Source organism: Edaphobacter aggregans DSM 19364 (genome assembly GCF_000745965.1).
In the GTDB taxonomy this organism is placed as follows: domain Bacteria; phylum Acidobacteriota; class Terriglobia; order Terriglobales; family Acidobacteriaceae; genus Edaphobacter; species Edaphobacter aggregans.
In genome coordinates this window covers 47,106-73,825 of record NZ_JQKI01000018.1, presented here as the reverse complement: position 1 = coordinate 73,825, position 26,720 = coordinate 47,106, and the positions used below count along the sequence as shown (strand labels likewise).

At 61.6% G+C, this 26,720-nt stretch carries 27 protein-coding genes; 10 read left to right on the top strand and 17 right to left on the bottom strand.

Annotated elements, in window-relative coordinates:
• Positions 1 to 7: 7 nt before the first annotated feature.
• On the bottom strand, positions 8 to 493 hold the full coding sequence (locus Q363_RS09375) for a hypothetical protein (protein ID WP_035349542.1): 486 nt from the start codon (positions 491 to 493) through the stop codon (positions 8 to 10).
• Between the two features lie 120 nt (positions 494 to 613).
• On the opposite strand from Q363_RS09375, the gene Q363_RS40345 reads away from it, so the two are divergent.
• From Q363_RS40345 to glgC, 3 genes are all read left to right on the top strand, one after another.
• A complete protein-coding gene (locus Q363_RS40345; protein ID WP_157466690.1) occupies positions 614 to 757 on the top strand; it encodes a hypothetical protein in 144 nt (47 codons plus the stop codon).
• 182 nt (positions 758 to 939) lie between these two features.
• A complete protein-coding gene (locus Q363_RS09370; RefSeq protein WP_425387652.1) occupies positions 940 to 1,233 on the top strand; it encodes a hypothetical protein in 294 nt (97 codons plus the stop codon).
• Between the two features lie 180 nt (positions 1,234 to 1,413).
• Positions 1,414 to 2,676 (top strand): glucose-1-phosphate adenylyltransferase, encoded by a 1,263-nt coding sequence (gene glgC / locus Q363_RS09365; protein ID WP_035349591.1) that lies wholly within the window; start codon positions 1,414 to 1,416, stop codon positions 2,674 to 2,676.
• 177 nt (positions 2,677 to 2,853) lie between these two features.
• Here glgC and Q363_RS09360 read toward each other — a convergent pair whose 3' ends face one another.
• Positions 2,854 to 3,618, bottom strand: a complete 765-nt coding sequence (locus Q363_RS09360; RefSeq protein ID WP_035349540.1) for a hypothetical protein — start codon at positions 3,616 to 3,618, stop codon at positions 2,854 to 2,856.
• Positions 3,619 to 4,043: 425 nt separating this feature from the next.
• Here Q363_RS09360 and Q363_RS09355 point away from each other — a divergent pair, with 425 nt between their 5' ends.
• Complete coding sequence (locus Q363_RS09355; protein WP_035349539.1) at positions 4,044 to 4,250, top strand: Sec-independent protein translocase subunit TatA/TatB; 207 nt, start codon at positions 4,044 to 4,046, stop codon at positions 4,248 to 4,250.
• Between the two features lie 95 nt (positions 4,251 to 4,345).
• Positions 4,346 to 5,152: a PPK2 family polyphosphate kinase gene (locus Q363_RS09350; RefSeq protein ID WP_035349538.1), complete on the top strand. Its 807-nt coding sequence runs from the start codon at positions 4,346 to 4,348 to the stop codon at positions 5,150 to 5,152.
• Positions 5,153 to 5,429: 277 nt separating this feature from the next.
• Here Q363_RS09350 and Q363_RS09345 read toward each other — a convergent pair whose 3' ends face one another.
• The gene (locus Q363_RS09345; RefSeq protein WP_035349537.1) at positions 5,430 to 6,062 is read right to left on the bottom strand and encodes a TetR/AcrR family transcriptional regulator; all 633 of its coding nucleotides are present in this window, start codon (positions 6,060 to 6,062) and stop codon (positions 5,430 to 5,432) included.
• A 55-nt stretch (positions 6,063 to 6,117) separates the two neighbouring features.
• On the opposite strand from Q363_RS09345, the gene Q363_RS45385 reads away from it, so the two are divergent.
• Positions 6,118 to 6,582: a DUF6640 family protein gene (locus Q363_RS45385; RefSeq protein WP_051978592.1), complete on the top strand. Its 465-nt coding sequence runs from the start codon at positions 6,118 to 6,120 to the stop codon at positions 6,580 to 6,582.
• 264 nt (positions 6,583 to 6,846) lie between these two features.
• On the opposite strand, the gene Q363_RS09335 is transcribed toward Q363_RS45385, so the two are convergent.
• Both Q363_RS09335 and Q363_RS09330 read right to left on the bottom strand, forming a co-directional pair.
• On the bottom strand, positions 6,847 to 7,722 hold the full coding sequence (locus Q363_RS09335) for a DMT family transporter (RefSeq protein WP_035349536.1): 876 nt from the start codon (positions 7,720 to 7,722) through the stop codon (positions 6,847 to 6,849).
• Between the two features lie 16 nt (positions 7,723 to 7,738).
• Positions 7,739 to 9,082 carry a VWA domain-containing protein gene (locus tag Q363_RS09330; RefSeq protein ID WP_245632131.1) on the bottom strand — a complete coding sequence of 448 codons (1,344 nt, stop codon included), beginning with the start codon at positions 9,080 to 9,082 and terminating at the stop codon, positions 7,739 to 7,741.
• 243 nt (positions 9,083 to 9,325) lie between these two features.
• On the opposite strand from Q363_RS09330, the gene Q363_RS09325 reads away from it, so the two are divergent.
• Positions 9,326 to 10,357, top strand: coding sequence for a VWA domain-containing protein (locus Q363_RS09325; RefSeq protein ID WP_035349535.1), 1,032 nt, complete (start codon positions 9,326 to 9,328; stop codon positions 10,355 to 10,357).
• Positions 10,358 to 10,434: 77 nt separating this feature from the next.
• Here Q363_RS09325 and Q363_RS09320 read toward each other — a convergent pair whose 3' ends face one another.
• From Q363_RS09320 to hisI, 9 genes are all read right to left on the bottom strand, one after another.
• Positions 10,435 to 11,136: a 1-(5-phosphoribosyl)-5-[(5-phosphoribosylamino)methylideneamino]imidazole-4-carboxamide isomerase gene (locus Q363_RS09320; protein ID WP_035349534.1), complete on the bottom strand. Its 702-nt coding sequence runs from the start codon at positions 11,134 to 11,136 to the stop codon at positions 10,435 to 10,437.
• Positions 11,137 to 11,536: 400 nt separating this feature from the next.
• Positions 11,537 to 12,316: an imidazole glycerol phosphate synthase subunit HisF gene (gene hisF, locus Q363_RS09315; protein ID WP_035349533.1), complete on the bottom strand. Its 780-nt coding sequence runs from the start codon at positions 12,314 to 12,316 to the stop codon at positions 11,537 to 11,539.
• A gap of 49 nt (positions 12,317 to 12,365) precedes the next feature.
• Complete coding sequence (locus Q363_RS09310; protein ID WP_035349532.1) at positions 12,366 to 12,662, bottom strand: hypothetical protein; 297 nt, start codon at positions 12,660 to 12,662, stop codon at positions 12,366 to 12,368.
• A 1-nt stretch (position 12,663) separates the two neighbouring features.
• Complete coding sequence (gene hisH / locus Q363_RS09305) at positions 12,664 to 13,272, bottom strand: imidazole glycerol phosphate synthase subunit HisH (RefSeq protein WP_035349531.1); 609 nt, start codon at positions 13,270 to 13,272, stop codon at positions 12,664 to 12,666.
• 365 nt (positions 13,273 to 13,637) lie between these two features.
• Positions 13,638 to 14,234, bottom strand: a complete 597-nt coding sequence (gene hisB / locus Q363_RS09300; protein ID WP_035349530.1) for an imidazoleglycerol-phosphate dehydratase HisB — start codon at positions 14,232 to 14,234, stop codon at positions 13,638 to 13,640.
• Positions 14,234 to 15,376 carry a histidinol-phosphate transaminase gene (hisC, locus tag Q363_RS09295; RefSeq protein WP_035349529.1) on the bottom strand — a complete coding sequence of 381 codons (1,143 nt, stop codon included), beginning with the start codon at positions 15,374 to 15,376 and terminating at the stop codon, positions 14,234 to 14,236. Before hisC ends, hisB begins: the two co-directional genes overlap by 1 nt.
• Positions 15,377 to 15,378: 2 nt before the next feature.
• Positions 15,379 to 16,638: a histidinol dehydrogenase gene (gene hisD, locus Q363_RS09290; RefSeq protein WP_035349528.1), complete on the bottom strand. Its 1,260-nt coding sequence runs from the start codon at positions 16,636 to 16,638 to the stop codon at positions 15,379 to 15,381.
• A 41-nt stretch (positions 16,639 to 16,679) separates the two neighbouring features.
• Positions 16,680 to 17,567 carry an ATP phosphoribosyltransferase gene (gene hisG, locus Q363_RS09285; protein ID WP_245632130.1) on the bottom strand — a complete coding sequence of 296 codons (888 nt, stop codon included), beginning with the start codon at positions 17,565 to 17,567 and terminating at the stop codon, positions 16,680 to 16,682.
• A complete protein-coding gene (gene hisI, locus Q363_RS09280) occupies positions 17,564 to 17,905 on the bottom strand; it encodes a phosphoribosyl-AMP cyclohydrolase (RefSeq protein WP_035349527.1) in 342 nt (113 codons plus the stop codon). Before hisI ends, hisG begins: the two co-directional genes overlap by 4 nt.
• A 326-nt stretch (positions 17,906 to 18,231) precedes the next feature.
• Here hisI and Q363_RS09275 point away from each other — a divergent pair, with 326 nt between their 5' ends.
• Both Q363_RS09275 and Q363_RS35945 read left to right on the top strand, forming a co-directional pair.
• Complete coding sequence (locus Q363_RS09275) at positions 18,232 to 18,555, top strand: ComEA family DNA-binding protein (protein WP_245632129.1); 324 nt, start codon at positions 18,232 to 18,234, stop codon at positions 18,553 to 18,555.
• 46 nt (positions 18,556 to 18,601) lie between these two features.
• Complete coding sequence (locus tag Q363_RS35945) at positions 18,602 to 21,235, top strand: SpoIIE family protein phosphatase (protein ID WP_051978591.1); 2,634 nt, start codon at positions 18,602 to 18,604, stop codon at positions 21,233 to 21,235.
• On the opposite strand, the gene Q363_RS35940 is transcribed toward Q363_RS35945, so the two are convergent.
• A complete protein-coding gene (locus tag Q363_RS35940; RefSeq protein ID WP_051978590.1) occupies positions 21,236 to 22,477 on the bottom strand; it encodes an LssY C-terminal domain-containing protein in 1,242 nt (413 codons plus the stop codon). It lies immediately after the preceding gene.
• A gap of 70 nt (positions 22,478 to 22,547) precedes the next feature.
• Here Q363_RS35940 and Q363_RS09260 point away from each other — a divergent pair, with 70 nt between their 5' ends.
• Positions 22,548 to 23,330: a DUF4397 domain-containing protein gene (locus Q363_RS09260; protein WP_245632128.1), complete on the top strand. Its 783-nt coding sequence runs from the start codon at positions 22,548 to 22,550 to the stop codon at positions 23,328 to 23,330.
• A gap of 665 nt (positions 23,331 to 23,995) precedes the next feature.
• On the opposite strand, the gene ahcY is transcribed toward Q363_RS09260, so the two are convergent.
• Together ahcY and ada are read right to left on the bottom strand one after the other, a co-directional pair.
• On the bottom strand, positions 23,996 to 25,426 hold the full coding sequence (ahcY, locus tag Q363_RS09255; RefSeq protein WP_035349526.1) for an adenosylhomocysteinase: 1,431 nt from the start codon (positions 25,424 to 25,426) through the stop codon (positions 23,996 to 23,998).
• A gap of 104 nt (positions 25,427 to 25,530) precedes the next feature.
• On the bottom strand, positions 25,531 to 26,649 hold the full coding sequence (ada, locus tag Q363_RS09250) for a bifunctional DNA-binding transcriptional regulator/O6-methylguanine-DNA methyltransferase Ada (protein ID WP_245632127.1): 1,119 nt from the start codon (positions 26,647 to 26,649) through the stop codon (positions 25,531 to 25,533).
• Positions 26,650 to 26,720: the final 71 nt, after the last annotated feature.

The following is a 26,720-nucleotide window of genomic DNA, read 5'->3' as shown; positions in this document are numbered from 1 at the left end:
ACTATCGCTAGCGTCCCCGCCTGCCCGCACGCACAAAGCTGGTCACGCAGAAGTACCCAAACAGCAGCGCCATCCCCGCCGCCATCAGGAAGTGCATGTGCATATCGTGATTCGTCGCCGTCTCGCGCCACTCTGCGCGCAGCTTCCAGGCTCCGCCTCCCGCATACGCCGCGAAGATCCCGAAGAAGACCCCCGTGAACTCCAGCCACAACACCCCCGACAGCTTTACGAGCGGCCGCCACACCGCTTCACCGAACCGCTTTCCTCCCTGCGCCACTCCCGCCGTCGCCTGCCGGGCCTGAGCCGCCGTGCGAACCACCTGCTGCGCCACCGCAGCCGAACCGCTCTGCGCCGCGGGCCTCGACGAAGCTCCGGTATTCGGCTTCTGCGCCGAAGGATTCGGCGAGGCCGCCGCATCCACCGCCGTCAGCAATGTCTTCGCGGCCGCCCGCGCACCCACTCCCAGCGCACGGCCAAAACGTACCGAGTCCATTCCACAAGTGTAGCCGCTTGGCCTTTGCGGCGGAAGCCGCCGCCATCAAACGCCCCACCGCCTGCGAGCATCTTAGGAGACAGGACGCGATACGTGACTGGCAGTCCCAAGGGGGGATAGATGAAGGAAATTCTTTGGATGGTCGCCGGATTCTGCGCGGCGGCCGTTGGGTTAATCGTCTGGGGGCCGCAGCGCACCCGTCCTGTTCAGGATCTCGCCCGCCGGCTCGAAGTCGCCTGGTCCGATCACCATACTGTCGCCTGATCGTCCGACCTGAAGGCGCACTTTTTCTTCGCATCTGCGCTGGTTCAAATTCGTTGCGGCAACGACCCTCTGGGGTTATGCTGTAGCGAGTTGGTAGCAGTCCTCGCAATGCCGTTCCCCGCCGGTCTTAATCAGCCGGGAATACCCGCTGCGCGGTACTTCGATATCCAGGCAGCCCGGAGGTGGCATTGAATCAAAAAGTCAAAAATCTCATCCAGAAGCTCGGCGAGGCCATCCACGAGACCGTCTCCGAATCCGAAGACATCGCCGTCGTCGTCAAGAACATTCGCGAGCAGGGCTTCGACGTCCTCCTCATGCTCGAGGCCACCATCGGCCTCAATGAGGTCGAGGCCAGCCACGAAGACGCCGCTGAAGATACCGTCGAGGCCGGCGGCCCCTTCACCTCGAGCGACCTCAATTTTCTCAAGTCGCTCCGCATCAGTGTCAGCGAGACCGAGGACGGCCGAGAGGCATAGCCTCCGCCTCTCCCGTCGCTCGCCGCCTGCTGCCATAGCGGGCAGTCCGTTCTTGCTGTCATGCGAAGCAAGTTCAACCTCCACGTGGTAGACTCGCGTTTCGTCTTCGGCAACGCACAGGGCTTTGTGCATCCGAAGAGATAAGCCCTATCGGGCCAGCCTGTCTGAGGGAGTCCCATGATGAGAGATACGCTTGGTGTTCTGCTTGCCGGTGGTGCCGGTGAACGTCTTTTTCCCCTCACCCGCGATCGCGCCAAGCCAGCCGTGCCCTTCGCCGGCCAGTACCGCATCATCGACATCACCCTCTCCAACTGCATCAACTCCGATCTGCGCCGCGTCTACATCCTCACCCAGTACAAGGCGCTCTCGCTGAACCGCCACATCCGCGAGGGCTGGGGCTCCGTCGTCGGCTCCGAACTCGGTGAGTTCATCGAGATCCTCCCGCCCATGCAGCGCGTCTCCAAGTCCTGGTACCAGGGAACCGCCGACGCCGTCTACCAGAACATCTACTCCATCGGCTCCGAGCAGCCGCGCCACGTCCTCATCCTCTCCGGCGACCACATCTACAAGATGAACTACGCCCGCATGCTCGAGCAGCACGTGGACTCCGGCGCCGACGTCACCCTCGCCACCCTTCCCATCTCCCCCTCCGAGGTCTCCGCCTTCGGTGTCGTCGAGGTCGCCCGCAATGGCGAGGTCATCGGCTTCATCGAAAAGCCCAAAGAGACCCAGCTCCGTTCGCCCTTCAACCCCGACATGGTCGACGTCTCCATGGGCATCTACCTCTTCAACACCGACGTCCTGCTCCCTGAGCTGATCAAGGACGCCGAAGACCCCAAGTCCAAGCACGACTTCGGTCACGACATCCTTCCCAAGCTCCTCGGCCGCTTCAGAATGCTGGCCTACAACTTCGTCGACGAGAACAAGCAGAAGGCCCTCTACTGGCGCGACGTCGGAACCCTCGAGGCCTACTACGAGGCCAACATGGACGTCGCCGGCGTCACCCCAATCTTCAACCTCTACGACAAGTCCTGGCCCATGCGCACACGTCCCTACCAGTACCCGCCCGCCAAGTTCGTCTTCGGCGAGCCTGGACGCACCGGCATGGGCATCAACTCCATCGTCTCGGCCGGCTCCATCGTCTCCGGAGCCGTCGTCCGAAACTCCGTCCTCTCTCAGGACGTCCGCGTCAACTCCTACGCCGACGTCGACTCCTCCATCGTCTTCTCCCACGTCAACATCGGCCGCCACTGCCGCATCCGTCGCGCCATCATCGACCGCGACGTCCACATCCCCGACGGCTGCGTCATCGGCTACGACCCCATCGAGGACCGTAAAAACTACTTCGTCTCCTCCGGCGGCCTCACCGTCGTCACCCGCGACTACTCCGTCTACGAAAACCCCGTCTCCCCAGGCTTCCTCCAGCAGGGCAACGGAAGCTAAAGGCGGTGAGCAGGGAGTAGGGAAATAGAAAGCACAGCCAAAGCACAAAGGTCGTCATTCTGGGCCGAAGGCGAAGAATCTCAGTAGTTCGCTGTATAGCCGCGAACCCAAACCATAAGCAAAGAGCGGGCGCTCACATTGAGCGCCCGCTCGCTTTCTACTCCCTACTCCCTGCCTTTATCGTTTCCCAATCCGGTAAACCACACCCCCAGAGATCGCAAAAAACTCCCGCGTCTCCGTACCGAAGTGCTCCAGGATCAGGTCCGGCGACAGCCGTATCGCCCAGTTCTTCGACTTGTTGATGTCCACGCTCCCGCCCAGCGCCGCCATCGGCTTCATGCGGTTCGTGTACATCCCCAGCGTCGTCGGGTCGTCGGTCGTGTAGTCGAACTTGCCGTACATCGCGCCGAAGTAGCCGTGAAAGTTCAGCGCCGCATACTGGTTCTTCGGCCCGCGATACTGCGCCCCGGCCAGTGCGCCGTTCAGCGAAGCCAGCGCCCGGCCGTTGAAGACAATGTTCGGCTTCACCGGCGTCGTTCCCCACTCGCCGCGCCACTCCGCGCCCAGGCCCCACTTCGGCGTGATCCAGTACGTCCCCAGCACCTCGCCGCCGCCCAGATTCATGAGCTTGGGAAGGTCCTGGCCCGCCTGGAAGTTCATATAGTTGATGCCGCCGTAAATCTCCCATTTGTTGTCGTAGGTCACCGGAGCCGACTGCCCAAACCTCGTCTTCTTCGGCGTCGGAGGCTGCGTATCCGGGGTCGTCTGCGTAGGCTGTGTCGTCTGTGCAGGGGGTTGCGTCGTCTGTGCGTTCTGCGCAACGGCCCCTGCGGAAGCGGCCCCCAGCACGGCGGCGGTAAGCATTCCCATCAGCGCGTTACGTCCTCGCGCTCCCCTCGTCTTTTCCGGCAACAAAAATCCCTTCGTCTTCTTCTCCAACATCCACTCCTGCTTTTCGCTTACTTATTCAAGATATAACGTCCCGCGCGCCTCTGCGTCCTTGCCCCGCTCCAGGAACTGTCATTTCGAGCGGAGCGATGGACAGCTTTTTCGTCCATCGCGCAGGGGAGAAACCTGCTTCTCGCACTCCGCCGGGTGCCCCATCCCTGCGGCTTCATCGCGGATGAGTGGGAACATTCGCGAAAGCGCGAACCGCTTCTGGGTACGCCAGGCCTTCAGGCCTGGCCCTCTCTGCCGCCCCAGAATCAAAGGGGCTTTCAGCCCCTGGGGTATGCCCTCGGCCTGCCCGCGAAAGAAACGCGCATAACCCGTTCGTCCCACTCCAGCCCTCCCCTTCCTATGCGACAATAGCGGTACCGCCGCCAGCTCCCCAAAACCGAGCACGGCGACGCAAGGGAGACTTCTGTATGGGCGAGCTATTTCAACCGACGCATCTCATCGTTCTCGCAATTATCGTGCTCATCCTCTTCGGAGGCAAAAAGCTGCCTGAGCTCGGCAAGGGACTCGGCGAGGGCCTTCGTGGCTTCAAGGAAGGCATGAAGGGCGTCACCGACGAGGTCAACAAGCCTGCCGACACCCAGACCGCCGCGAAGCCCGAGCAGACGGTCAAGTAGAACGACACTCCGCACGCGGGAGCGCCCTGACCACTCGCACAGCGCTCCCACTGTTCCCCCCGCAATCTCCGTCCTCCGAAAGCCCAGCCCACCGCATGAAGATCAAGTCGCCGCACGTCGTCAGGCCCAACGCAAAGGTCAAACTCTCGCGCTTCTCTACCGACGAGACCGGCGGCTTCAAGAGCCAGCAGGACGCCGAGCCTGTCCTCGCGAAGCACCGCAAAACGCTCATCGACATGCAGGACGTCTTCTACGCCTCCCAGAAGAAGACTCTGCTCATCGTCCTCCAGGGCATGGACACCGCCGGCAAAGACGGCACCATCAGCCACATCTCCTCCGGAGTCAATCCGCAGGGCTGCACTGTCACCTCCTTCAAGGTCCCAACCCCGCTCGAAGCCCGCCACGACTTCCTCTGGCGCGCCCACGCCGCCGTCCCGCCCCGCGGAATGGTCGGCATCTTCAACCGCTCCCATTACGAGGACATTCTCGTCCCCTACGTTCACAAGCTCTCCTCGAAGAAGACGATTCGCCAGCACATCGCCGACATCCTCGAGTTCGAGTCCATGCTCGCCGACAACGACGTCGTCATCCTCAAATTCTTCCTCCACATCTCCCACGAGGAGCAGACCCGCCGCCTCCAGTCCCGCATCGACGACCCCGACAAGCACTGGAAGCTCTCCGAGTCCGACTTCCGCGAGCGCAAGTTCTGGGACGATTACACGGACGCCTACGAACTCCTCCTCCCCGCCACCAGCCGTCCTCACGCCCCCTGGTTCGTCATCCCTTCCGACCACAAGGGCTACCGCAACGTCGCCATCTCCAGCATCCTCGTCGACGTCATGAAGAGCCTCAACCTCAAATACCCCAAGCCCACCATGGACCCCACCAAAATCCAGCTCTAATCCATCCAGCTCTAATCCGCCGCCGCCAGTCATTCTGATCCTGAGCGCAGCCGAAGGGGAAGAATCGCAGTAGTTGCCTTTGCTTTTTGCTTTGCCGGATACCAGCAGTCGGGGTGCCCCATCCTTCGCAGTCGTATCGCGAAGGGTTGGGAAGAACCATCTTCGCCCTAAGCGACGGTGTCATCCTCAGCGAAGCCACGCGCGGCTTTATCGCGAGTGGCGCAGTCGAAGGACCTGCATTTCTTCGCAGGGTGGCGAGCCGTGACCACCCAAACCCTCACCTCCGCACCGCCCCACGCACCATCTCCCTCGCATCCAGCCTCTCTCCGTGCCCCAGCAACTCTTCGGTAAACACGTGAAAGAAAGCCCCCGCCATCAGCATCCGCGCCGCGACCTTCGCATCAACCTCGCCTGAGATCCTCCCCAACCCTTGCTCCTCAGAAATGTAATTGGCCAGCGTCCGAATCCCCCTCTCCGGTCCGTGCCCCTGCGTCCCCAATCGCTCGCGAAACCGCGCCCGCAGCTCCGCCTCCGTCACCAGCGAGCACAGCATCCCCACCACCCTCTCCTGAAACCGCACCAGCCCCTCCACCGCGACCGTCAGGTTCTTCTCCACGGTCCCCCTACCCACCTTCTCCCTCAGCGCGTGCAGAGGAACCAGCATCTCCGGCAAGCTCTCCTCCAATACCGCCAGAATCAGCTCCAGCCTGTCCTCGAAGTGAACATAGATCGCCCCCTCCGAGCACGGAACCCTCTCCGCGATCGCCCGCGTCGTCACCCCCTGCAAGCCCCGCTCCCGCAGCAGCCCCGCTGCCGCGGCAACGATCTCTGTTCGACGACTCTTCCTGCCGCCTCTACGTCCGGGCTGTTCCTTTTTTTCTGAGATCACGGAAACGATTTTGCCAGCCAACCGTCTCCATAGTAAAGTGAGCACTTACTCACTTAGTCACGAAGCGAGGCACACCATGAACCGAATCCTCACCGGCAAACTCCTCCTCACCTTCGTCCTCCTCGGCGGAGCCATCATGTCCTTCCTCCTCGACTGGAGCCCCAACCACCTCCTCAACCCCCTCTGGCACCCCCACGCCCGCTACCACTCCGCCATCCTCCTCTTCCTTTTCGCCGGTGTTGCCCTCACCGCCACCTGGCTCCTCTGGCGCCGCACCCAGGAGCCCACCGCCGCCTTTACCGCCGCCGCCCTCGTCTCCCTCGCCTACTGGACCCCCTTCTTCTACGTCCCCACCCTCCTGCCCATCTCCTCCTACTGGGCCGGAATCCCCGGCCACGAACCCCACTTCCGCGGCCTCCTCATCTACCCCAACCTCGTCGTGGTAGCTCTCTTCGCCCTCCTCACTATCACCGGCTGGTGGCTAGGCCAGGCCGGATCAGCGCCAAAAACGTGTCAAGCCCCCCAAAACACCATCTCTTGAATTTAGAACGAACAAAACAAAATACTTAACTACCAAAAATAACCTCCGCAAAAGCGCCGATTGATTCCCTTCAATCCGCTATCCTGTAAATAGACAGAACAGACCGACAAGCCCCGGCAACTGCCGGGGCTTGTCCACTTAACCCAAAAAGATGGAATACTTTGCCGCTACCAACCCGAAAAATCAACACTTTCGACGCCAGGTACAAACCTAAGTCGCAATTTTTTAATACTTTGCACGAAAAGCAGGGGAGGGGAGGCACCCTCAAACCGTAATCATCACCACCGCAGCCGCAGCCACCAGCATCCCCACCCCCTGCCGCCGCGTAGGCCGCTCATGCAGCGTCCACGCCGCCAGCAGGATCGTCGACGCCGGATAAAGCGAAGCCAGCACTGAGGCCACATCCAGCCGTCCCGCTCGCGTCGCCGCCATAAACAAAATGTTCCCGGTGGTATCCCCCAGTGCCGTAGCCAGCGACCACAACACTGCCCGCCGAGGCAGCCACCTGCCGTCACGGGTGCCCGAACCTAGCGTCATGGCCAGCAGCATCGCCGAGCACTCCGTCAGACTGCCGATCCTGGCCGTAGCCATCGGCCACACCAGTCCGGCGGCGGCAGCATACTTCAGAGCCACAAAGTAAACCCCAAACCCGACACCCGCGCCGATTGCCAGCCACATCGTTCCCGCCGAGGCCGGCACCGCCTCCGGATTCTCGCCCGCCGCGATCATCCAGATCGCGCACCCCGCCACGACAAAGCCAACGATCCGCAGCCACCCCGGCGAGCCCTCGCGGACGATCGACACCGCCGAGGGAATCGCCGCCGCCAACAGCCCGCTGATCGCCGCCGAGGCCCCCATCGCCCCCCGCGACAGCGCAACATAGAATCCAGTCAGCGAAAGCCCGCCCATCACCCCAGCCATCAGCCCCCAGTACAGAGGAGCGCCGGAAGGGAAGCGGTCGCCCCGCACCAGCGCAATCGAGGCCAGCATGCAAAAACTAGCAGCGTGGCTCGTCAGCACCACCCGCAGCGCGCCGCGCATCGAGCCGCCCGCAGACTTGACCCCCATACCGCCAAAGAAGTCGCCGCCGCCCCACAAAACGGCAGACGCCAGCGCCAGCAATGCATTCGCTTCGAGCATTCCTCCCGCTGCCCAGCTAGTTCTGAGGAGGCGCTGCAGCGGCTGGCTTCGCCGGAGTCACGGTGTTGGCCGGTACAGAATCACTCGCCGTTGGGTAGTAGCCCTTCTTGGCGATCACGGTCAGATTCGGCCGCAGCACGCGAACGTCGATCGTCCGGAACTTGCCGTCGATAAACGGCTCGTGCGTGTAGTAGCCGATCGTGTACTGCGTGCGGACCTCTTCGAAGATCTTCTGGAAGCTCTCCTCGATGCCCTTCTGCCGGAACTCCGCATCCGTGTTCCCGCCCGTCGCCGTCGTGTACGCCGGCAGAACGTTGTCCCGCATCGTCATGGGAAGGTGAATCTTGTCGAGGAAGCCGATCACCGGCAGCGACGAGTCGCCCACCAGCGTGCCGTATACCGCGATCTTGTTCTGCTGCAGGTAGTGAATCACGTCCTTGGTCTTCGCCTTCGAGCCGTACTCCTTGCCGTCGCTGATCACGTACACGATGCGCCGGCGGCCCTTGCCCGCCTTGGTCGTCGCCTTGGCGGCCTCGAGGATCGCGTCGTTCAGCGTATGCACTTCCTTCGGGACCTTCAGCTCCATCTGCGGGCTGTTGCGGATCGGCGACGTATTTGGATCGAAGTTCCTCCCGTTGATCACCGTCGTCTGGGCCAGCGGTCCGCCCATGTTCATGTAGGGTTCGCGTCCGGTTGTCTTCAGGTTCGTCAGGGCAAAGTTCAGCCGGGCGCTCTGCGATCCCGTGAACTCCGTCCGCAGCTGCGGTCCGTTGTTGTAGGTATAGACCGCCACCTCGTCATACGGCGCAAAGGCGCCCTGCAGCGCGTTCAGGGAGTTGTTGACCTTCGCCATATTGTCGAAGGTCAGGCTCTGATCGATCACAATCGCGACCGAGAGCGGAAACGGATCGACCGTGAAGTTGGTGATGCGCTGCGGCAGGTTGTTCTCGTAGACCCGAACCTCGCGCCACTGAATTGCCGGAACCAGTCGCTGCTTATTGTCCTTCACGGTGAACGGAACCTCGACGAAGTTCGTCCGCACCACCAGCCTGAAGGCGTCGGCCCCAACCTCCGGCGGCGGCCCATCGTCCAGCTTTTGCGTCTCCGAGGGCGCAGAGGGCGCCGAAGGCTGGCTCGGAGGCGGAGCCTGATCCTGACCCGCGGGCGGCTGGTCGCCGTTCGAGATCGGCGTCGTCCCCATCCCCGGCTTCAGCGAATTGACCGTAGGCAGATCGACCTGCGGTCGAGGCGAGTCAGGGATCTGCTGCTGCGCCGCCGAGGCCTCCTCGGTCGCCTTCTGCCCCTGCTGGCCCAGCGCAAGAAACGCCAGTGCTCCCGCCAATACGCTTTGCCGAACCACGCGATACCCCCACAAAATCTTCCACCCAGCGGCCACGGCGGCGCTGAGTTTGCAGCTACTAGAGTACCAGTGCCGGGATGCGAACGGCTATCTCCAACCGGCACCCTCTTGCTGAATTTAAGACGAACCCGGACCCCGGACGTTGTGCCTCCCCGGAAGCCACGGCCCTCAAGATGCCTGGATTTCTCCAAGGCGCGGGGATTTTCGCTGACCTCGAGCGCTCTTCGCCCGTCTAATAGAGTCATGCGTTCCCTCGTCTTATCTCCCGCGGTCCTTCTCGCCGCCTGCCTCGCCCTTACGCCCGCCCTCCATGCACAGGAAGCCCCCTCCCCCGGCGGCCCTCCCCCTGCCAGCTCCGCCGCCGGTGAGCAGCCCGTCGATATCGGCGACGTCCAGACCCTCAAGGTCAACGTCAACCTGGTGAATGTCTACTTTTCCGTGCGCGACAAGAACGGCTACATCACCAACCTGCATAAGGACGACTGCCAGATCTTCGAAGACAAGGCGCCCCAGAAGACCAAGAACTTCACCCAGGAGAAGAACCTGCCGCTCACCATCGGCATCCTGCTCGACACCAGCGGCAGCATGCAGAGCGTCCTCCCCATGGAGCAGGAGGCCGGCGCCGAGTTCCTCAAGGGCGTCCTCACCCCCAAGGACGAGGCCTTCCTCATCTCCTTTGACATCAACGTCGACCTCCTGGCCGACTACACCAACTCTCCCCGCGAGCTCAAGCGCGCCCTCGACAAGGCCAGCATCAACACCGGAGCCGGCACCGGTTCGGTCACCGGCAACAGCACGCCCCGTGGAACCCTGCTCTACGATGCCGTCTACCTCGCCGCCCACGACAAGCTGCACCAGGAGGCCGGCCGAAAGATCCTCGTCCTGCTCACCGATGGTCAGGACTATGGCTCCCAGGAGACGATCAAGACCGCCGTTGAAGCTGCCCAGAAGGCCAACGCCATCATCTACGTCATCCTCATCGCCGACCGCGGCTTCTACGGCGGCTTCGGTTACTCCGGCGCCGGCGAGATGGACAAGCTCGCAAAGGAGACCGGCGGCCGCGTCATCGACGTCGGCAACAACGGCAAGAAGCTGCAGGAGGCCTTCTACCAGATCCAGGACGAGCTGCGCACCCAGTACCTCGCCAGCTACACGCCAACGAATCTGAAGGCCGACGGAGCCTTCCGCACTCTGAACATCACTTGCGGCAAGGACATGAAGGTGCAGGCGCGCAAGGGCTACTACGCTCTGGCAGATAGCAGCGGCAGCGAGTGAGCGCGCAAGTTAGCCTGCAAAGAATGAGTTTTCGCCGACTCGCCGACTCGCGGACTCGCTGACTTGCTGACTCGCTCTCAAGCCTCCATCGCCCCGGAGTACACCGCCATCCCCGCCACGGCATCGACCCCCATCGCCTCGAGCGCATCCACCTCCGCGCGATCCTTGATGCCCCCGGCGACGATCAACTGCTTCGCCGTCGTCGCCCGCAGGATCGCCGCAACGTCAATCGGGAAGCCCGTCATCGTGCCCTCGGTATCGACATGCGTGTAGAGAAACGCAGCGCAGTAGTCCTCGAGCCAGGTCACCGCCTCCTCCGGAGTCAGTGCGACGCTCTCCTTCCAACCGCGCACAGCGACCTGTCCCCCCTTGGTATCGACCGAGAACACCAGCTGCTCCTCACCCAGCTCATCCCGCAGCTTCTGTGCAAAGTCGAGATTGATCATCGGATGCCGCTTGCGATCAACCTCGTTATCGCCGCCGAACAGCGAAGAGCCATAGATCACCCGCTTCGCTCCAAGGTCGAGCATCCGCTTGCCGTCCTCCGCAGTGCGCAAACCACCACCAACCTGGCAGGGAAGCTTCGACGTAAACTGCGAGATCAACTCCGCGTTCGACCCCTGCCGCATCGCCGCGTCAAGATCGATCAACTGCACCAACGTATATTTGCTGAACCGTCCGATCCAGTAGTCAAAATCATCAAAGGCCAGCTTAAGCTTCTCGCCCTGAACAAGCTGGACGATACGGCCGCCCATAAGGTCGATGGATGGAATGAGCATTAGGTAATCTCTACGCACTCAATTTGAGTGCTCATTTTTTTGAGGCTGGAGGCACGTAGACTACAGCGTCGAGCACAAACTCAACAAATTGGTCGTATGGTCCTCCTTCCGATTCATGGAAATAGGCGCCTCGGCTGTTAATGAAGAAGCGGCCCCCCGTCGATCGATGCATTAGATATATGTCTGCAATTTCGGCGAGTTTGGGGAATTGACTGCGTAGGTAAAATCTATCGTTGGGTTTAGTCCATCCCCATGTCACAAAGGGGTAGACCTCACCATGGGGCTCCGTGCTGAAAGTTGCGCACCAATCTAAACGGTCTTTGAGTTGGCAAGCGCGGAACAAGCTCAGATCGTGAGCAGATAGGCGTATACGTTTCACTGGTTTGTTTTGGAAATCAGGTTAACACGGCATCCGTACGCTCACGCCAACTTTTTGAAGCTCCGCCTTCAACTCGCGCGAGTCCGTCACGCCGAAGTGAAAGATACTCGCAGCCAGCGCAGCATCCGCCTTACCGCGCGAAAACACCTCCGCAAAGTGCGCCGCGCTTCCCGCTCCACCGCTCGCAATGACGGGAATCTGCACCGCCTCCGAGACCCGCGCCGTCAGCTCGCAGTCGAAGCCAGAGCGCATGCCGTCAGTGTCCATGCTGGTCAGCAGAATCTCGCCGGCACCGCGTTCCTCAGCCTCGCGCGCCCACTCAATCACCTTGCGGCCCGTAGGCTTGCGTCCGCCCGCAACGTAGACCTCGGCCTCGCCGACAGGGTCAGCGGAGTTCACCGCACGTCGAGCATCGATCGCCACAATCACAGCTTGCGCCCCAAAGCTCGAACCGATCACGCCGATCAGCTCCGGCCGCGCAATCGCGGATGAATTGATGCTCACCTTATCCGCGCCTGCATCAAAGACTGCCGCAGCATCTTCCGCGCTGCGAATTCCCCCACCTACCGTGAACGGCACAAACAGCTCCGCCGCCGTACGCTTCACCGTGTCGAGCAGAGTGCCGCGCCCCTCGTGCGTCGCCGTGATGTCGAGCAGAACAATCTCGTCCGCGCCCGCTGCAGCATGGCGATGAGCAAGCTCCGCCGGATCGCCGGCGTCGATGATGTCGACAAACCGCACGCCCTTCACGACGCGCCCGTCACGCACGTCTAAGCAGGCGATGATTCTCTTCGTCAGCAAGTGATGTTCCTCCCGCGCTTAGCGTCTAGGCAGGCGATGATGCGTTTCGTCAGCATGGCTGCGCAAACCTCGCAGGGGTGACGGAGGAGACAGGCCGCTCGGCGCCCTCCGCGACGATGCGCGCCAAGGCAAAGTCTGGATCAACCAACTCGCCGCTGTGAAGGAACCACTCCACCAGCAGCCCCTGCAGCGGCGCCCGCAGATGAAACTCAGCCGCACCGTCCGAGAGCACGGCGAGGTTTTGGCCGGTCCCAACCAGCGTTCCCTCAGGAACAAGCTGCTGCACCAGCGTGTACTCCGGCTGCGGAGTCTCCTCGGCGAGCGTCAGTTCATAAACAAATGGCATCCTATAGCTCCAGAAAGTTCGTCAAAATCCGCAGTCCGGTGGCGCTCGACTTCTCCGGATGAAACTGCACGCCCATCACGTTGTCGCGCTCCACAGCCGCCGTAAACCGCCCGCCGTACTCCGTAGTCGCAGCCGTGTCCGCACCAACCGGCGCACGCCACGAGTGCGTGTAGTACACAAAACTCCCACTCTCGACACCCCGCAGCAGCCGCGAGTCTTGGCGAATCTCCTCAAGCGAGTTCCACCCCACATGAGGCGACTTCAGCTCCGCGCCATTGTAGGCAGCAGGGAAGCGCTCGCACTTCGAAGCAAAGTGGCAGAGCCCATCCGTCGACTCCGCCTCGGTCGACCCCTCATAGAGCCACTGCAACCCCACGCAGATCCCCAAAAACGGAACCCCACGCGCAATCGCCTCCCGCGTAGCCTCGGTGAGCCGAAGATCATGCAGCAACTGCGTCGCCTGAAAGTGACCCACACCCGGCAACACAATCTTGCTTGCTCTCCGCACGTCATCAGGCGACTGCGTGACATGAGTCTCCGCGCCAAGATAGTTCAGCGCTTTGAGTACGCTCGTCAGATTTCCCGCTTTGTAGTCGATGACTTCGATCATTGCCCTAACCTACAAATCACCTCGGATGAATTGCTGCGCTTCCCTACCGTGGATTATGTTTGGCCATAGCCAATGAAATAGCGGCTGCCAAACGATAAGCAGCAGAATGTTAGTAGCAATTGCATGTTAGTAGCAATTGCGATATTTCGTTTCCAGCCTTCCCCGAAGAAACTCAGAGATAGTGCTAGAAGAAAAAGAAAGCATCCCACGCACGCCCATAAGCCGAGATTCCTGAGATTGCCGCGCTCAATTCCGCCAATCACTCTCCAAAAGAAATTGGTTGTCCCGTACATTGCAAATGAAACAAATGTCGTGATAACCGACGCACAGAAAAGGCGATAGCGACGCACGGTGAAGTCAGACATTTAGAGCAATCCCTTGGTGCTGGGCAGAATCTCCGCCATCCGCTCATCCCGCGAGCAAGCCCCGCGCAGCGCCCGTGCAAACGCCTTGAAGATCGCCTCGATCTTGTGATGATTCGACCGCCCATACATCGTCTTCACATGCACATTTGCCTTCGCGCCACGAGCAAACCCATCAAAGAAATCCGCCAGCAGCTCCGACTGAAAGTCTCCAACCAGCCGCACCTTCACTTTGTCATCGACCACATAAGCAACACGGCCCGAAAGATCGACCGCCGCCACCGCCAGCGTCTCATCCATAGCCATCACAAAGTACCCGGCGCGCAGAATCCCCTTCTTATCGCCAAGCGCCTTGTTGAACGCCTCGCCCAGCGCAATGCCGACGTCCTCCACCGTGTGGTGCTGATCGACGTCAAGGTCCCCCTTGCACGCAAGCGTCAGGTCGAAGCCCCCATGCCGCGTGAAGAGCTCCAACATGTGATCGAAGAACCGTATCCCCGTCGTCACCTTGTAGACGCCCGTTCCGTCGATATTCAGCTTCAGCGCAATCTGCGTCTCCGTAGTGTCGCGCTTAATCGTTGCCGTCCGCGCCTTCGCCATTACTCGAACTCCCTCTCTCCGCTGACCTGCTGGCTCGCTGACTCGCTGACTCGCTCCCTCTTCCAGCCGATCTCGTTGAGCGAGGCCCTCAAAGCCTCAAGTCCTCGCGTCACCTGATCTCCCACCCCGATCGTGATCCGCACATAGCCATCGCAGCCAGGGTCAGCCGACCGGTCGCGAACCAGCACGCCGTTCCTGCGCATCGCCGCAGCCAGCTCCGCGTGCTTCGGCCCAATCTTCATGAGCACAAAGTTCGCCGCGCTGGGAAAGTAAGAGACGCCCAGCTCATCCAGCCCGCCCATCATGCGCTCGCGTCCCACACGAATCTGGTCGGCGTACCACGTGATGTAAGCATCGTCCTCAATCGCCACCGAGAGACAATCCAGCGCAACGCCATTCACGTTGTACGGCGAGCTGACCTTGCGCAAGTACTTCAACAATTCCGCATTTCCGGCCAACAGCCCGATGCGCAGGTTCGCCAGCCCATACACCTTCGAAAACGTGCGTGCAACAATCAGGTTCGGCGTCGTCGCGGTGTCGCCGATCACTGTCTCGCCGTGAAAGTGAAAGTACGCCTCATCGGCCATCAGCACGGCATGCGGAGCTGCATTCGCGACCGCCAGCAACTGCGCACGGCTGGCTGTCGCGCCGGTCGGGTTATTGGGCGAGGGGATGATAATCAGCTTCGTCCGCTCGGAGATCGCAGCCAGCACGCGCTCAAAGGGAAACTCCAGCGTCTCGTCGGCCTGCACCTTCACCAGTCCGCGCGTCATCATGCGGATGTTCACGTCGTACATGAAGAACGAAGGTGTAGCGATCAGCGCTTCATCTCCCTCATCCAGAAACGCGCAGCACATCAGGTGAATCGCCTCGTCGACACCGTTGGTCAACAAAACCTGGGCCGGCTCAAGCCCCAGGTGCGCCGCCACCTTGCGTTCGACGGGCTCGCGCTCCGGATACTTCGTCAGGCCTTCCGCTGTGATCTGCTTCAGCCGGTCCATCACCAACGGCGAAGGCGCCAGCGTGTTCTCGTTGAAGTCCAGCCGCAGTACATCGCGTCCCGCAAGCGGCGGATGATACTCCGGCATCTCCAGAACGGCGCGGCGCGGTTTCACGGTTGCTGTTTCGATGGCTATGCTCATGCTCACCTCATCCTTACTTGCACGCTCTCAGCATGGCCGGTCAGTCCCTCTGCCGTTGCCAGTGCAATCGCGTGGGGACCCAGTTTACCCAGTCCTTTGCGGCTGTACTCCTGCACGGTAATAATTTTTACGAAGTCCAGAACACTCAGGCCGCCGCGAACGCGGCCCACGCGTCCGGTGGGCAAGACATGGTTCGGCCCGGAGACGTAGTCGCCCATCGACTGCGGTGCATAGTCGCCGACAAAGACACTACCCGCGTTCTGCACCCACTTCAAGTCCGCAGGCGAGTCCACAGTCAGGTGCTCGGGCGCCAGACGATTCGTCAGCTCGCGGGCCCCGGCAACCGTCTCCGCGATCAAGATCGCTCCCTGAGCCGCGAGCGACTGCTTCGCGACGTTGTTATCTCGCGCCTGCACCTTCACTTCGGCGGCGACAGACTTCGCAAGAGCCTCGTTGCTCGTAATCAACACCGCAAGCGTCTCAGGATCGTGCTCAGCCTGCGCGACCAGGTCAGCCGCAATCCCCGCAGCCGAGCCGCGCTCGCTGGTGACGACGATCTCCGTCGGCCCCGCGGGCATATCGATCCCGCACTCGGAAGAGACCAGCATCTTTGCCGCAGTCACATACAGATTGCCCGGCCCAACGATCTTGTTCACTGGTGCGATCGTCTCCGTCCCATAGGCGAGCGCTGCAATCGCCTGCGCGCCGCCCACGCGATAGAACTCCGTCACGCCCGCCAGCCACGCCGCGGCAAGCGTCTCGCGCGCAGGCTTAGGCGAACACACTACGATGCGCTCCACACCCGCGACCTGCGCAGGCGTCGCCGTCATCAACAGCGTGGAAGGCAGCGGATAGCGGCCTCCCGGCACATAACAGCCAACGCTCCCCAAGGGGCGAACGATCTGACCGGTGCCAACACCGTCCGCCGGCGAGATCATCCACTCCTTCGGCATCTGCGCCTCGGCGAACGCAAGGATGTTGCCACGCGCAATCATCATCGCCGCCTGCAACTCAGGCGATGTGGCGTGCCACGCCGTCTCCATCTCTTCGCGAGAGACCAGCAGAGTCTGCGTCTTTTGAAGTCCGTCGAACTTCGCGGCATATCTGCGCAGCGCAGCGTCGCCGCCCTTGCGAATGTCGGCAAGAATCTTCCGCACCACAGGCTCAACCTTCGCCGTCGAGACGGCGCCGCGCTGTTCAATCGACCTGATCAGCGCGGCGGCAGCCTTCGCGGTGCGGCCATATGTCTTCACCAGCTTCATCGAACAAGCTCCCGTCCAGCAGCTACAGAACAACCCCGCAGCTACAGAACAACTTTGCTCAGCGGATACTCCACGATCCCTGTCGCGCCTGCTGCCTTAAGCTTGGGGATGACATCGCGCACCTCAGCCTCGTCGAGAATCGTGTTCAGCGCAACCCATTCAGGATCGCTGAGGTGCGATACGGTGGGCGAGTTGAGAGCAGGCAGGACCGCAAGAACCAGCTTCAGGTCGTCCTTCCGCGCATTCAGCATCAAACCCACGCGACCCTGCGCCGCAATCGCCGCATTCAGCATCAGCGAGATGTTGTTGATCTTCGCCTTCTTCCATTCGTTCTTGTACGCTTCCTTGTTCGCGATCAGCTGCGTCTCGCTCTCCATCAGCGTCTCGATGATGCGCAGCCGATTCGCCCGCAGCGAGCTCCCCGTCTCCGTCACTTCGACGATCGCATCGGCCAGCATCGGAGGCTTCACCTCGGTCGCGCCCCAGCTGAACTCCACCGTCACCGGAATATTCTTCGCAGCGAAGTAGCGCTTCGTAAACTCCACCAACTCCGTCGCGATGATCTTTCCCGCCAGGTCCTCCGGTTTCTGAAACGGCGAATCCTCCGGCACCGCAAGCACCCACTTCACCTTCTGCCGGCTCTGCTTGGAATAAGTCAGGCTCGTGACATACTCCACGTCCTTCTCGTTCTCGAGCACCCAGTCGTTGCCCGTCAGCCCGGCGTCCAGAGCGCCGTGCTCCACGTAGCGCGCCATCTCCTGCGCGCGCACCAGCATGCACTCGATCTCCGCGTCGTCGATAGCAGGGAAGTAGCTCCGTCCGCTCGCGAAGATGTTCCACCCTGCACGCTCGAACAGCGCAATCGTCGCATCCTGCAGGCTGCCCTTCGGGATCCCCAGCCTCAGCTTCTTCGGTGAGTCGCTTATCACTTCGTTCCTTTCACAATCGGTTTGGTGAAGCAGCTCACCGTGCCCTCGTGGCACACCAGCCCGTCGCCTTCCACCTCCACGCGAAAGAGCAGGGCATCGTTATCGCAGTCGGTCGAGGCCTCAATCACGCGCAGCCGGTTGCCGCTGGTCTCGCCCTTCATCCACAGCTTGGCGCGCGTGCGGCTCCAGAAGGTGACGAAGCCCGTTTCGAGCGTCTTCTGGTAGCTCGTCTCGTTCAGGAAGCCAAGCATCAGCATCTCGCCCGTCTTCCAATCCTGCACGATCCCCGGAACCAGTCCGTCCATCTTGGCAAAGTCGATCTTTACAGCGTCAGCCATCGCAATCTCCCGTTCTCTCTGATGCATGAAACGTAAAAAGGCCCGCTCGCGGAGTGCGCGTTGAGCGGGCCTTTCAGAATCCTTGTGGTCTGCGTTTCTTCTACTTCACCACACCGGACACAGCCGCCAACACGCTCTGCGCATGATGATGGTGATGATGCCAGTGATGGAGGTTCAGCGAACGCATCGCAATTCCAGACTAGCGTTGGCCGCGCAGGAAGTCAAACCGGCCGCGCACTTCTTGATCGGGCCAATTGACGCAACCCAAATGCTCTCGTACTCTTCCCGTGAACCTGCCGTCATCTCAAAGGAGTTCCAGTCCCGCAATGGGCATCCTTCGCCGCACGCTCCTCGCCGCCACACTCCTCGCGACCATTCCGCTCTCCCTCGCAGCCCAGAAGGCCCCCGCCTCCAAGCCTGCCACGAACGCCACTGCCGCGACGACCGACAAGATCGACATCAACACCGCCACCCCCGACCAACTCAAGGCCATCCCCGGCATCGGCGACGCCTACTCCAAACGCATCATCGACGGCCGCCCCTACTCCGCGAAGAACCAGCTCGTCTCCTGCCCCAGGGCGCCTACGACAAGATCAAGGACCAGATCATCGCCAACAAGCCTGCAAAGAAGTAGCCAACATCCCTGCTGAAAACCCCGGCTGGCTGCTACCATGCAGCCAGCCTTTTTCTACTCCTATGCTGCAGCGATCTGCACGTCTTCAGTACCTGCTTCTCGCGCTCGTAGCCTTCTTCGCGCTCACCCACTTCGTCCTGGGCACGCGACAGAACTTCAACATGCAGAAAAACGGCACCTCGTTGACGCGCTCGCCGTTCTTCAACGGCTTCCGTGGCAGCGCCATCAATATGGTCCTGCCCGAGGCGAAAGAGGCCGGCCTCCAGCCCGGCGACGTCATCCTCACCGTCAATCAGCGCAACTACACGGGACTGAACGTCCTCGTTCAGGAGCTTCGCCGCAGCCGCCCCAACCAGACCATGACATTCGGCTATCTTCGGGCGGACGAATATATCCCTCTCGATCACGTCGCCCTGCGCACGGCAACCGTAGTGCTCCGTCCGATGCACGCCGTGCCTACGCCGCTGTGGGCCTGGATCGTCTGGCTCGTCGTCACCACCGCCTCCTTCTTCTGCCTCGCCACCGGCCTCTACGTCGTCTTTGCTCGTCCTCTCAATCCTCACGCCTGGCTCATCCTCGGAATCCTCGCCTACTTCAACTCGCTCTTCACCTCGGTCTACTATCTCCTCAGTCCGCTCAAGCCCGTGGCGCTGTTCTGGTCCGCCATCGCGCAGACCGCGATGCCGCTCTGTCTCATGGCCTTCGGCATCTACTTCCCCGACCGCTCCAAAATCGACATCCGCTATCCATGGATCAAATGGCTCTTCATCGCGCCGATCCTCCTGCTGTTGCCAATCGACCTCCTTCAGGAGTTTGGCCGTCCGTACAACTTCGCCCTCTGCAACTGGCTCACCCCCTACGCCGTCGGCATCAATACCTTCGAAACCATCGTCAGCTTTTCTGCCATCTCTTACTTCTTCATTTGCCTCGCGCCAAAGGTCCGCACAGCAACCGGCGATGCGCGCCGCCGCCTGCGCATCCTCTTCGCCGGAACCTCCATCGGACTCACGCCCTTCTTCATCCTTGCCATCATCGCGCTCTTCCGCAAAACCGACGTCGGCCAGGACGTGCCGGAGTGGATCGTCCTCACCGCAGTCGGCATCCTCTTCCTCTTCCCGCTCGCACTGGCCTATGTGGTCGTCGTTCAGCGTGCGATGGACCTGCGCATCCTCATCCGGCAGGGAACCAAGTACGCCTTTGCCCGCCGCTCCATCGGCATCATCACAGTCCTGCTCGCGGTCTGGATGGCCTTCTCGCTTCGCCAATTCCTCCGCGAAGGGCCCGGCCATCATCACATCGACGACATCGTCAAGATACTCGCCGTCGTCGGCATCTTCATCGCCTTTCGCTTCGGGCTCGCACGGCGGCTCCAGCAGAAGCTCGACCAGCGCTTCTTCCGCGAGGCCTACTCCTCCGAACGAATCCTCTCCGAGCTCTCCGAAGAGGCTCGCAACTTCACCGAAGTCACGCCGCTGCTCAACACCATCACCCAGCGCATCGGCGACGCACTCCACATCGAGCGCATCGCCGTCTTCCTTCGCTCCGGCGACAGCTACCGCCTCCAGTTCGCCACCGGCATTTCCGTCGCTCCCACGATGTCGCCCACCCTCGGCTCCTTCTCTCTCGCCGCCACCTCTGCCACCATTACCGCGCTCACCAACGGCCACGCCCCCGCCAGCGTCTATCGTGACGACCCCTCAAGCTGGCTGGTCGACGCCTCCGAAGCCGAGCGCGCCACGCTCAACGACCTCTCCACCGAGCTGCTCGTCCCGCTCCCCGGCCGGAACCGCCTCGCCGGCGTCATGGCACTCGGCCCCAAGCTCTCAGAGGAGCCCTACTCCCGCACCGACCGCCAGCTCCTCCAGTCCGTCGCCACCCAGACCGGCCTCGCCCTCGAGAACGCCGAGCTCTTCGAGAGCCTCTCCACCGAGATCGCCCACCGCGAGCGCGTCTCCCGCGAGATCGAGATCGCCCGCGAGGTGCAGCAGCGCCTCTTCCCCCAGGTCTATCCCCAACTCGCCAGCGTCGACCTCGCCGGCTACTGCCGTCCCGCTCAGGAAGTTGGCGGCGACTACTACGACTTCTTCCTTCTCCCCAACAGCTCCAGCGATGGCGACCGTCTCGCCCTTGCTCTCGGCGACATCTCCGGCAAAGGCATCTCCTCCGCACTCTTGATGGCGAGCCTTCGCGCCAGCCTCCGCTCAGCCGCCCAGCTCCAGCCCGGCGACCTCGCCACGCTGATGCGTCACGTCAACCGCCTCGTCTACGAGTCCTCCACATCCAACCGCTACGCCACCTTCTTCTACGCCGAGTACGACCCCCACACCCGCATCCTCACCTACGTCAACGCTGGCCACAACCCGCCCATCATCCTCCGCGGCAACGAGAGCATTCTTCTTGAGGCCACAGGAACCGTCATCGGCATTCTCCCCGACGTCTGTTACACGCGCGCCAACGCCGTCCTTCGCCCCGGAGACATCCTCATCGCCTTCACCGACGGAATCTCCGAGGCCATGAACTCCGCAGACGAAGAGTGGGGTGAGGACAACATGGTCGCCGCCGCGCGCACGCTCGTCGGTAAGCCCGGCTGCACCGCCGACCAGCTGCTTCACTGCATCCTCAATGCCGCCGACCGCTTCACTGCCGGAGCCCCGCAGCACGACGACATGACGCTGCTCATCTCCATCATCCGCTAGCTACTTCAGCGCCATCACCACAATCCGCCCATCCGAATGAAAGCTCCCGCCCGTCGCGGTCCTCGCCTCCAACAGAGGATTCGTCGGCGTCACATACGCCGCGCTCGAAAACGCTCCCGCCGCATCGAAGCTCTGCAGCAGATACTCCCGCTCCTTGTCGATCTCCGGGTCGATCTTGTGCGTCACATTGCCGTTCCTCTGGTCCTCTTCAAAGCCGACATCGTGCGTCGCCGACCCCACCCACAGCGGCCGCCCACCGATCGTCCTGTCCGTCTGCCACACCCGCAGATGGTGCCGCTCCGCCGCAACCATCAGAGGATCGCCGCGCGCAAACGACATGTCCTGCGGCCTGCCGAAGAGATACAGCGTGCTCATCGGCATCTCCGTGTACGCCTCCTTGTTCAGCGTCTTCAGCAGCCCGTTCAGGATCGCCTCCTCCACCGACTTGTCCACCGCGACCCATCCCGCGGCCTTGAACGCGGACTCCACCTGCTCCTTCGTTCCCACCAGCGCGAAGTTCACCATGTCGCCCGGATTCGCCCGCGCCGTCGTGCTGTCGGAGACCCGCCGCGGAATCCCCGTGAACACATCCGGCCCAATCAGCGTGCTGATCGCAGCTGCCGGAACGGCAGAAGCGCTCTTCGCATCCACCTTCGGTGCAGGCGAAAACTTCACCTTCACCTTGTAGCTCCCCGTAAACGTCAGGTCGCTGCTCGTATTCACCCGCAGGTACAACTTTCCGGTAGTTGGCATAGGTACCTCATCCGAGGCTCCAATAGAGAAGGGAACGGAGGCGCCCATATCGCTCACGCGGCCAATCAACGCACCCACCTTCGCCTGGTTCAGAGGAAACTGCCGGAGAAGGTCCTTCCATCCGCGGTCGATTCCGTCCGCCGAGGCCGTGCGTCCATCCGCCATCTCCACGTCGCCCGTCGCCGTAAACTTCGCCACCTCGCCCGCCCCCAGGACAACGCCAGTGTCCATCCAGTCGTCGTCCTTCACCGTAAACTCGTAGCTCCGCTTGTGCGCGGGAACAGCGGCTGCGCTCTTTGGGTCCTTGTCGCGCATGCTGACGATCGCCTCCACCCGCGGGCCAACCACCGGCGTCACGCCCGACGGAGCGACCACAGGAGCCACCACCGGCGTCGTCACCGGGGGAGCCGGCGGAACCACCGTGCTCGTCTGCCCCTCGCCCTTCCCTCCGGTAACGCTCAGCTCCACACCCAGAACCAGTATCGACAACAGTACCGCTCTCGATGGCACGCGATTCCGCCATCGCCCACCCCCTTGAAATCGTTTAGAGTGTTTCATATTGATTCCCCGACTTAAGATGCTGAACACGGCCCAGCCGCGTATGTCGCTCCACGTCCTCGCCAAAAAAGCTGTCTCTTTGACGGCTGCAGCGGCGTGTGCCCTCATCCTCTCCGGCTGCCAGGGAATCGTCTCCAGCCTCACAGGCTCCCAGGTCCGCATCATCGACGCCTCGCCCGACGCCCCGGGGCTGGACATCTACCAGAACAACGCGGCCATCGCCTACAACCTCGGCTTCGGAACCATCACGTCCTACGTCCCCATCGACCCCGGCATCTACACCACGAGCGCCACGACAGCCGGAACCAAGCAGATTCTGACCTCGTCCAAGGCAACCTTCACTACGGGAAGTCAATACACCGTGCTGATCGGAAACCTCGCCGCCAACCTCCAGCAGCTGATTCTCAAGGACCAGAGCCAGCCCGCCCCGTTGGGCCAGATCGCTCTCCGCTTCATCGACCAGGCCACCCGCATCGGCGCTCTCGACATCTATCTCGTGCCACCCGGCAAGAAGCTCACCGACGTCACGCCCCTCACCACCAACATCAACTTCAACACCAACACCGGCTACCTATACATCCCCACCGGGACCTACACGCTCGTTATGGTTCCCACCGGAACCATCCCCGCCAGCGACACCATCGCCACCTACACCGGAGCGCAGGTCACCTACTCAGCGGGCTCAGCCACCACCATCATCCTCATCGACCAACAGCTGGTGACGACGCCAGGCATGCAGGTCATCATCGCACCCGACTACGTCTCCCCCACCGCCGCCAGCTAAGCTGCCGCAAAGTCGTTGCCTCTGCTGCACCCAAGCCCCCGTCGCTGTCTCTGCTGCCCCCACGCTCCCGTCGCTGTCTGGGATGCCCCACGCTCCCGTCGCTCCATCTTCCCTACACCGTCATTCTGAGCGCAGCGAAGAATCTCAGTAGTTCGCTCGGAGCGCCACCGATGCCGGGTGCCCCGTTCCTGCGGCTTCATCGCATAAGTAGGACATTCGAGCGAAGCTCGAACCGCCCTTGCTGTTGCTTCTGAGGTAGCCCGGGGCTTTAGCCCCGGGTCTCTAACGCTCCAGAAGAAAAGGGGCTTTAGCCCCTGGGGTATGCCCTCTCACCATCCCCCGCCACCAAATACCTCAAAAAACCCAGCAAAATCGTCCGTCAAGTCCAGAAATGGCCTAAATACCTGAAACAAAAAGAAATACAAGTTGCCGATTAATTACCTTCGACTTGATAAGCTAAATACAGAAGTAGAAAAGAGCCCGGGCACTCATCCCGGGCTCTTTCTTTTCAAAGCGATAAGTCCGTTATTTTCTATATTTTGATGCTTAAACCCTTTGAATGGAATATTTTGCCCTGCTAAAAACGCATAAGCCATTCATTCAAAAGAATTAAAGAAAAACACCCAGAGGGGCCCTGGGTGTTCCAGTCTCGTTTCGAACAGCTCTTAGTACCGGTACTGCTCCGACTTGTAAGGCCCTTCCACCGCAATGCCGAGGTAATCTGCCTGCTTCTTCGAGAGCGTCGTCAGCTTCACGCCGATCTTCTCAAGATGCAGCCGCGCAACCTCCTCGTCGAGCTTCTTCGGAAGGATGTAGACGCCCGGTTTGTACGTGTCCTTATTCGCCCAGAGATCCAGCGCTGCCAGCGTCTGGTTCGAGAAGCTGTTCGACATCACGAAGCTCGGGTGTCCCGTCGCGCAGCCCAGGTTGACGAGACGGCCCTCAGCCAGCACGAAGATGCTGTTGCCGCCGGGAAGCGTATACTTGTCCACCTGCGGCTTAATGTTCAGCTTCTTCACGCCCGCAGCCGAGTTCAGCGCGTCCATCTGGATCTCGTTGTCGAAGTGCCCGATGTTGCAGACGATCGCCTGATCCTTCATCGCCTGCATGTGCTCATACGTGATCACGTCGAGATTGCCTGTGCACGTGACGTAGATGTCGCCGATGCCCAGTGTCTCCTCGATCGTCGTGACCTCGTAGCCCTCCATCGCAGCCTGCAGAGCGTTGATCGGATCGATCTCGGTCACGATCACGCGAGCGCCCAGTCCGCGCAGCGAGCGCGACGAGCCCTTGCCCACGTCGCCGTAGCCGCAAACAACAGCAACCTTGCCAGCAATCATCACGTCCGTCGCGCGCTTGATGCCGTCGACCAGAGACTCGCGGCAGCCGTACAGATTGTCGAACTTCGACTTGGTCACCGAGTCGTTGACGTTGATCGCCGGAACCAGCAGCTTGCCCTGCTCCATCATCTTGTAGAGCCGGTGAACGCCCGTCGTCGTCTCTTCTGCAACGCCCTTCCACTCCTTCGCAATCTTCTGGAAGTGCGTCGGATCTTCGGCGTGAATCTTCTTGAGCAGGTTCTTGATCACCTGCTCCTCCTGATTGCCCGAAGGAGTGTTGACCCAGCCGTCGCCCTTCTCAAGGTCGACGCCCTTGTGGATCAGCAGCGTCACGTCGCCGCCGTCGTCGATCACGATCTGCGGCCCAAGCCCGCCCTTGTGGCGCAGCGCCTGGTCCGTGCACCACCAGTACTCTTCCAGAGTCTCGCCCTTCCAGGCGAAGACCGGAACACCCGCAGCAGCGATCGCCGCCGCAGCATGGTCCTGCGTCGAGAAGATGTTGCAGCTCGCCCAGCGAACGTCGGCGCCGAGAGCAACCATCGTCTCGATCAGCACGGCCGTCTGAATCGTCATGTGCAGCGACCCGGTCACGCGAACGCCGGCCAGCGGCTTCGAAGGAGCGTACTTGTTGCGGATGGACATCAGTCCCGGCATCTCCTGCTCGGCGATGTCGATCTCCTTGCGTCCAAACTCTGCCAGCGAGAGATCGGCGATCTTGTACTCCGCCGCTACCTTGTCGATGGTTGCTGTTGCCATAAAGGCACCTCGTTTTCTTATGGAAAATGTTGAGGATTCAGGAACCGAACCCTCTTTTAAGAATATCATTTCCGACCCGCGTTCAGCCGTTACTCTAACTGCGCTCATACGACGCGCGCGGCCTTCTTCTCGGCCTCAAGCAGCCTCCGCTTGCGCTCGACGCCCCAGCGGAATCCAGTCAGCGAACCATTCTTGCCGACGACGCGATGGCATGGCACGATCACCGCAATCGGATTCGCCGCGCAGGCGCCTGCGACAGCCCGCGTCGCCGACGGCGCGCCTAACTCCGCAGCCAGTCCCGAGTAAGTCCGCGTCTCGCCGCGCGGAATCTCCTGCAGCGCCTTCCACACACGCTGCTGGAACGCAGTAGCACGCACGTCCAGCGGAAAGGTAGCAGCAAGAGGATGCTCGCTCATCTGGCTCGTAACGAACGCGACTGCCTCAGCAAGCCAGCCGCTCTTCGCATCTTCGGCGGCCAGCATTGCATTCGGGAAGCGGCTCCGAAGAACGTCCTCGACCTCGGCATCGTCCTCGCCAAACGCAATCGTGCAGACGCCCTTGTCCGTTGCGGCAACCAGCATGCGCCCGAGCGGGCTGTCGGCGGTGGCATAGTGAACCTCAACGCCAGCCGCGCCGTTTCGCATCTCCCGCGGAGTCATACCCAGCCGCGCGCTGCTGTTCTCATACAACCGGCTGCTCGAGCCAAATCCAGCATCGTAAATCGCATCGGTAACCCGCATCGTCGGCTGCTTTACCTTGTCCTTGAACTTCTCCATGCGCTGCGCCTTGGCATATTGCCCCGGACTCACGCCGAACACGCGCTTGAATCCGCGCAGAATCGTCAGCCGTCCAACGCCAGTTGCCTTCGCCACATCGGTCAGCTTCACCCGCTCGTCAGCGTGCTCCTGCAGGTATTTGGTCACCTGCGCGATCACCTTCGCCTGTGGATCGGCCTTCGGAGCCGTTCGCTCTGGCTCGCACCGCTTGCACGGCCGATACCCTGCCGCCTGCGCCGCTGCCAGTGTCGGGAAGAACTGCACCTGCTTCCGCGTCGGCCTGCGGCTCGGACAGCTCGGCTTGCAGACGATTCGCGTCGACTTCACCGCGTAGAAGAACTGCCCATCGGCGCGCGCGTCCCGCTCCAGCACCTGCTGCCACTGCTTGCCGGAGAAGACGCTCGGTACGGAATTCGCTGTTGTCGTCCTGCTCATGGTCTCAATCATGTCAGTATCCTCCCACCAGCGGATTACCGCCACACTCCGTTCTGTTCATTCAAAGTGGAAGGGATAGTCCG

Coding starts and splice junctions, on each gene's coding strand:
- Q363_RS09375 (WP_035349542.1), bottom strand. CDS start 493: ATGGACTCGGTACGTTTTGGCCGTGCGCTGGGAGTGGGTGCGCGGGCG.
- Q363_RS40345 (WP_157466690.1), top strand. CDS start 614: ATGAAGGAAATTCTTTGGATGGTCGCCGGATTCTGCGCGGCGGCCGTT.
- glgC (WP_035349591.1), top strand. CDS start 1,414: ATGAGAGATACGCTTGGTGTTCTGCTTGCCGGTGGTGCCGGTGAACGT.
- Q363_RS09360 (WP_035349540.1), bottom strand. CDS start 3,618: ATGTTGGAGAAGAAGACGAAGGGATTTTTGTTGCCGGAAAAGACGAGG.
- Q363_RS09355 (WP_035349539.1), top strand. CDS start 4,044: ATGGGCGAGCTATTTCAACCGACGCATCTCATCGTTCTCGCAATTATC.
- Q363_RS09350 (WP_035349538.1), top strand. CDS start 4,346: ATGAAGATCAAGTCGCCGCACGTCGTCAGGCCCAACGCAAAGGTCAAA.
- Q363_RS45385 (WP_051978592.1), top strand. CDS start 6,118: ATGAACCGAATCCTCACCGGCAAACTCCTCCTCACCTTCGTCCTCCTC.
- Q363_RS09335 (WP_035349536.1), bottom strand. CDS start 7,722: ATGCTCGAAGCGAATGCATTGCTGGCGCTGGCGTCTGCCGTTTTGTGG.
- Q363_RS09325 (WP_035349535.1), top strand. CDS start 9,326: ATGCGTTCCCTCGTCTTATCTCCCGCGGTCCTTCTCGCCGCCTGCCTC.
- Q363_RS09320 (WP_035349534.1), bottom strand. CDS start 11,136: ATGCTCATTCCATCCATCGACCTTATGGGCGGCCGTATCGTCCAGCTT.
- Q363_RS09310 (WP_035349532.1), bottom strand. CDS start 12,662: ATGCCATTTGTTTATGAACTGACGCTCGCCGAGGAGACTCCGCAGCCG.
- hisH (WP_035349531.1), bottom strand. CDS start 13,272: ATGATCGAAGTCATCGACTACAAAGCGGGAAATCTGACGAGCGTACTC.
- hisB (WP_035349530.1), bottom strand. CDS start 14,234: ATGGCGAAGGCGCGGACGGCAACGATTAAGCGCGACACTACGGAGACG.
- hisC (WP_035349529.1), bottom strand. CDS start 15,376: ATGAGCATAGCCATCGAAACAGCAACCGTGAAACCGCGCCGCGCCGTT.
- hisD (WP_035349528.1), bottom strand. CDS start 16,638: ATGAAGCTGGTGAAGACATATGGCCGCACCGCGAAGGCTGCCGCCGCG.
- hisI (WP_035349527.1), bottom strand. CDS start 17,905: ATGGCTGACGCTGTAAAGATCGACTTTGCCAAGATGGACGGACTGGTT.
- Q363_RS09275 (WP_245632129.1), top strand. CDS start 18,232: ATGGGCATCCTTCGCCGCACGCTCCTCGCCGCCACACTCCTCGCGACC.
- Q363_RS35945 (WP_051978591.1), top strand. CDS start 18,602: ATGCTGCAGCGATCTGCACGTCTTCAGTACCTGCTTCTCGCGCTCGTA.
- ahcY (WP_035349526.1), bottom strand. CDS start 25,426: ATGGCAACAGCAACCATCGACAAGGTAGCGGCGGAGTACAAGATCGCC.
- ada (WP_245632127.1), bottom strand. CDS start 26,649: ATGATTGAGACCATGAGCAGGACGACAACAGCGAATTCCGTACCGAGC.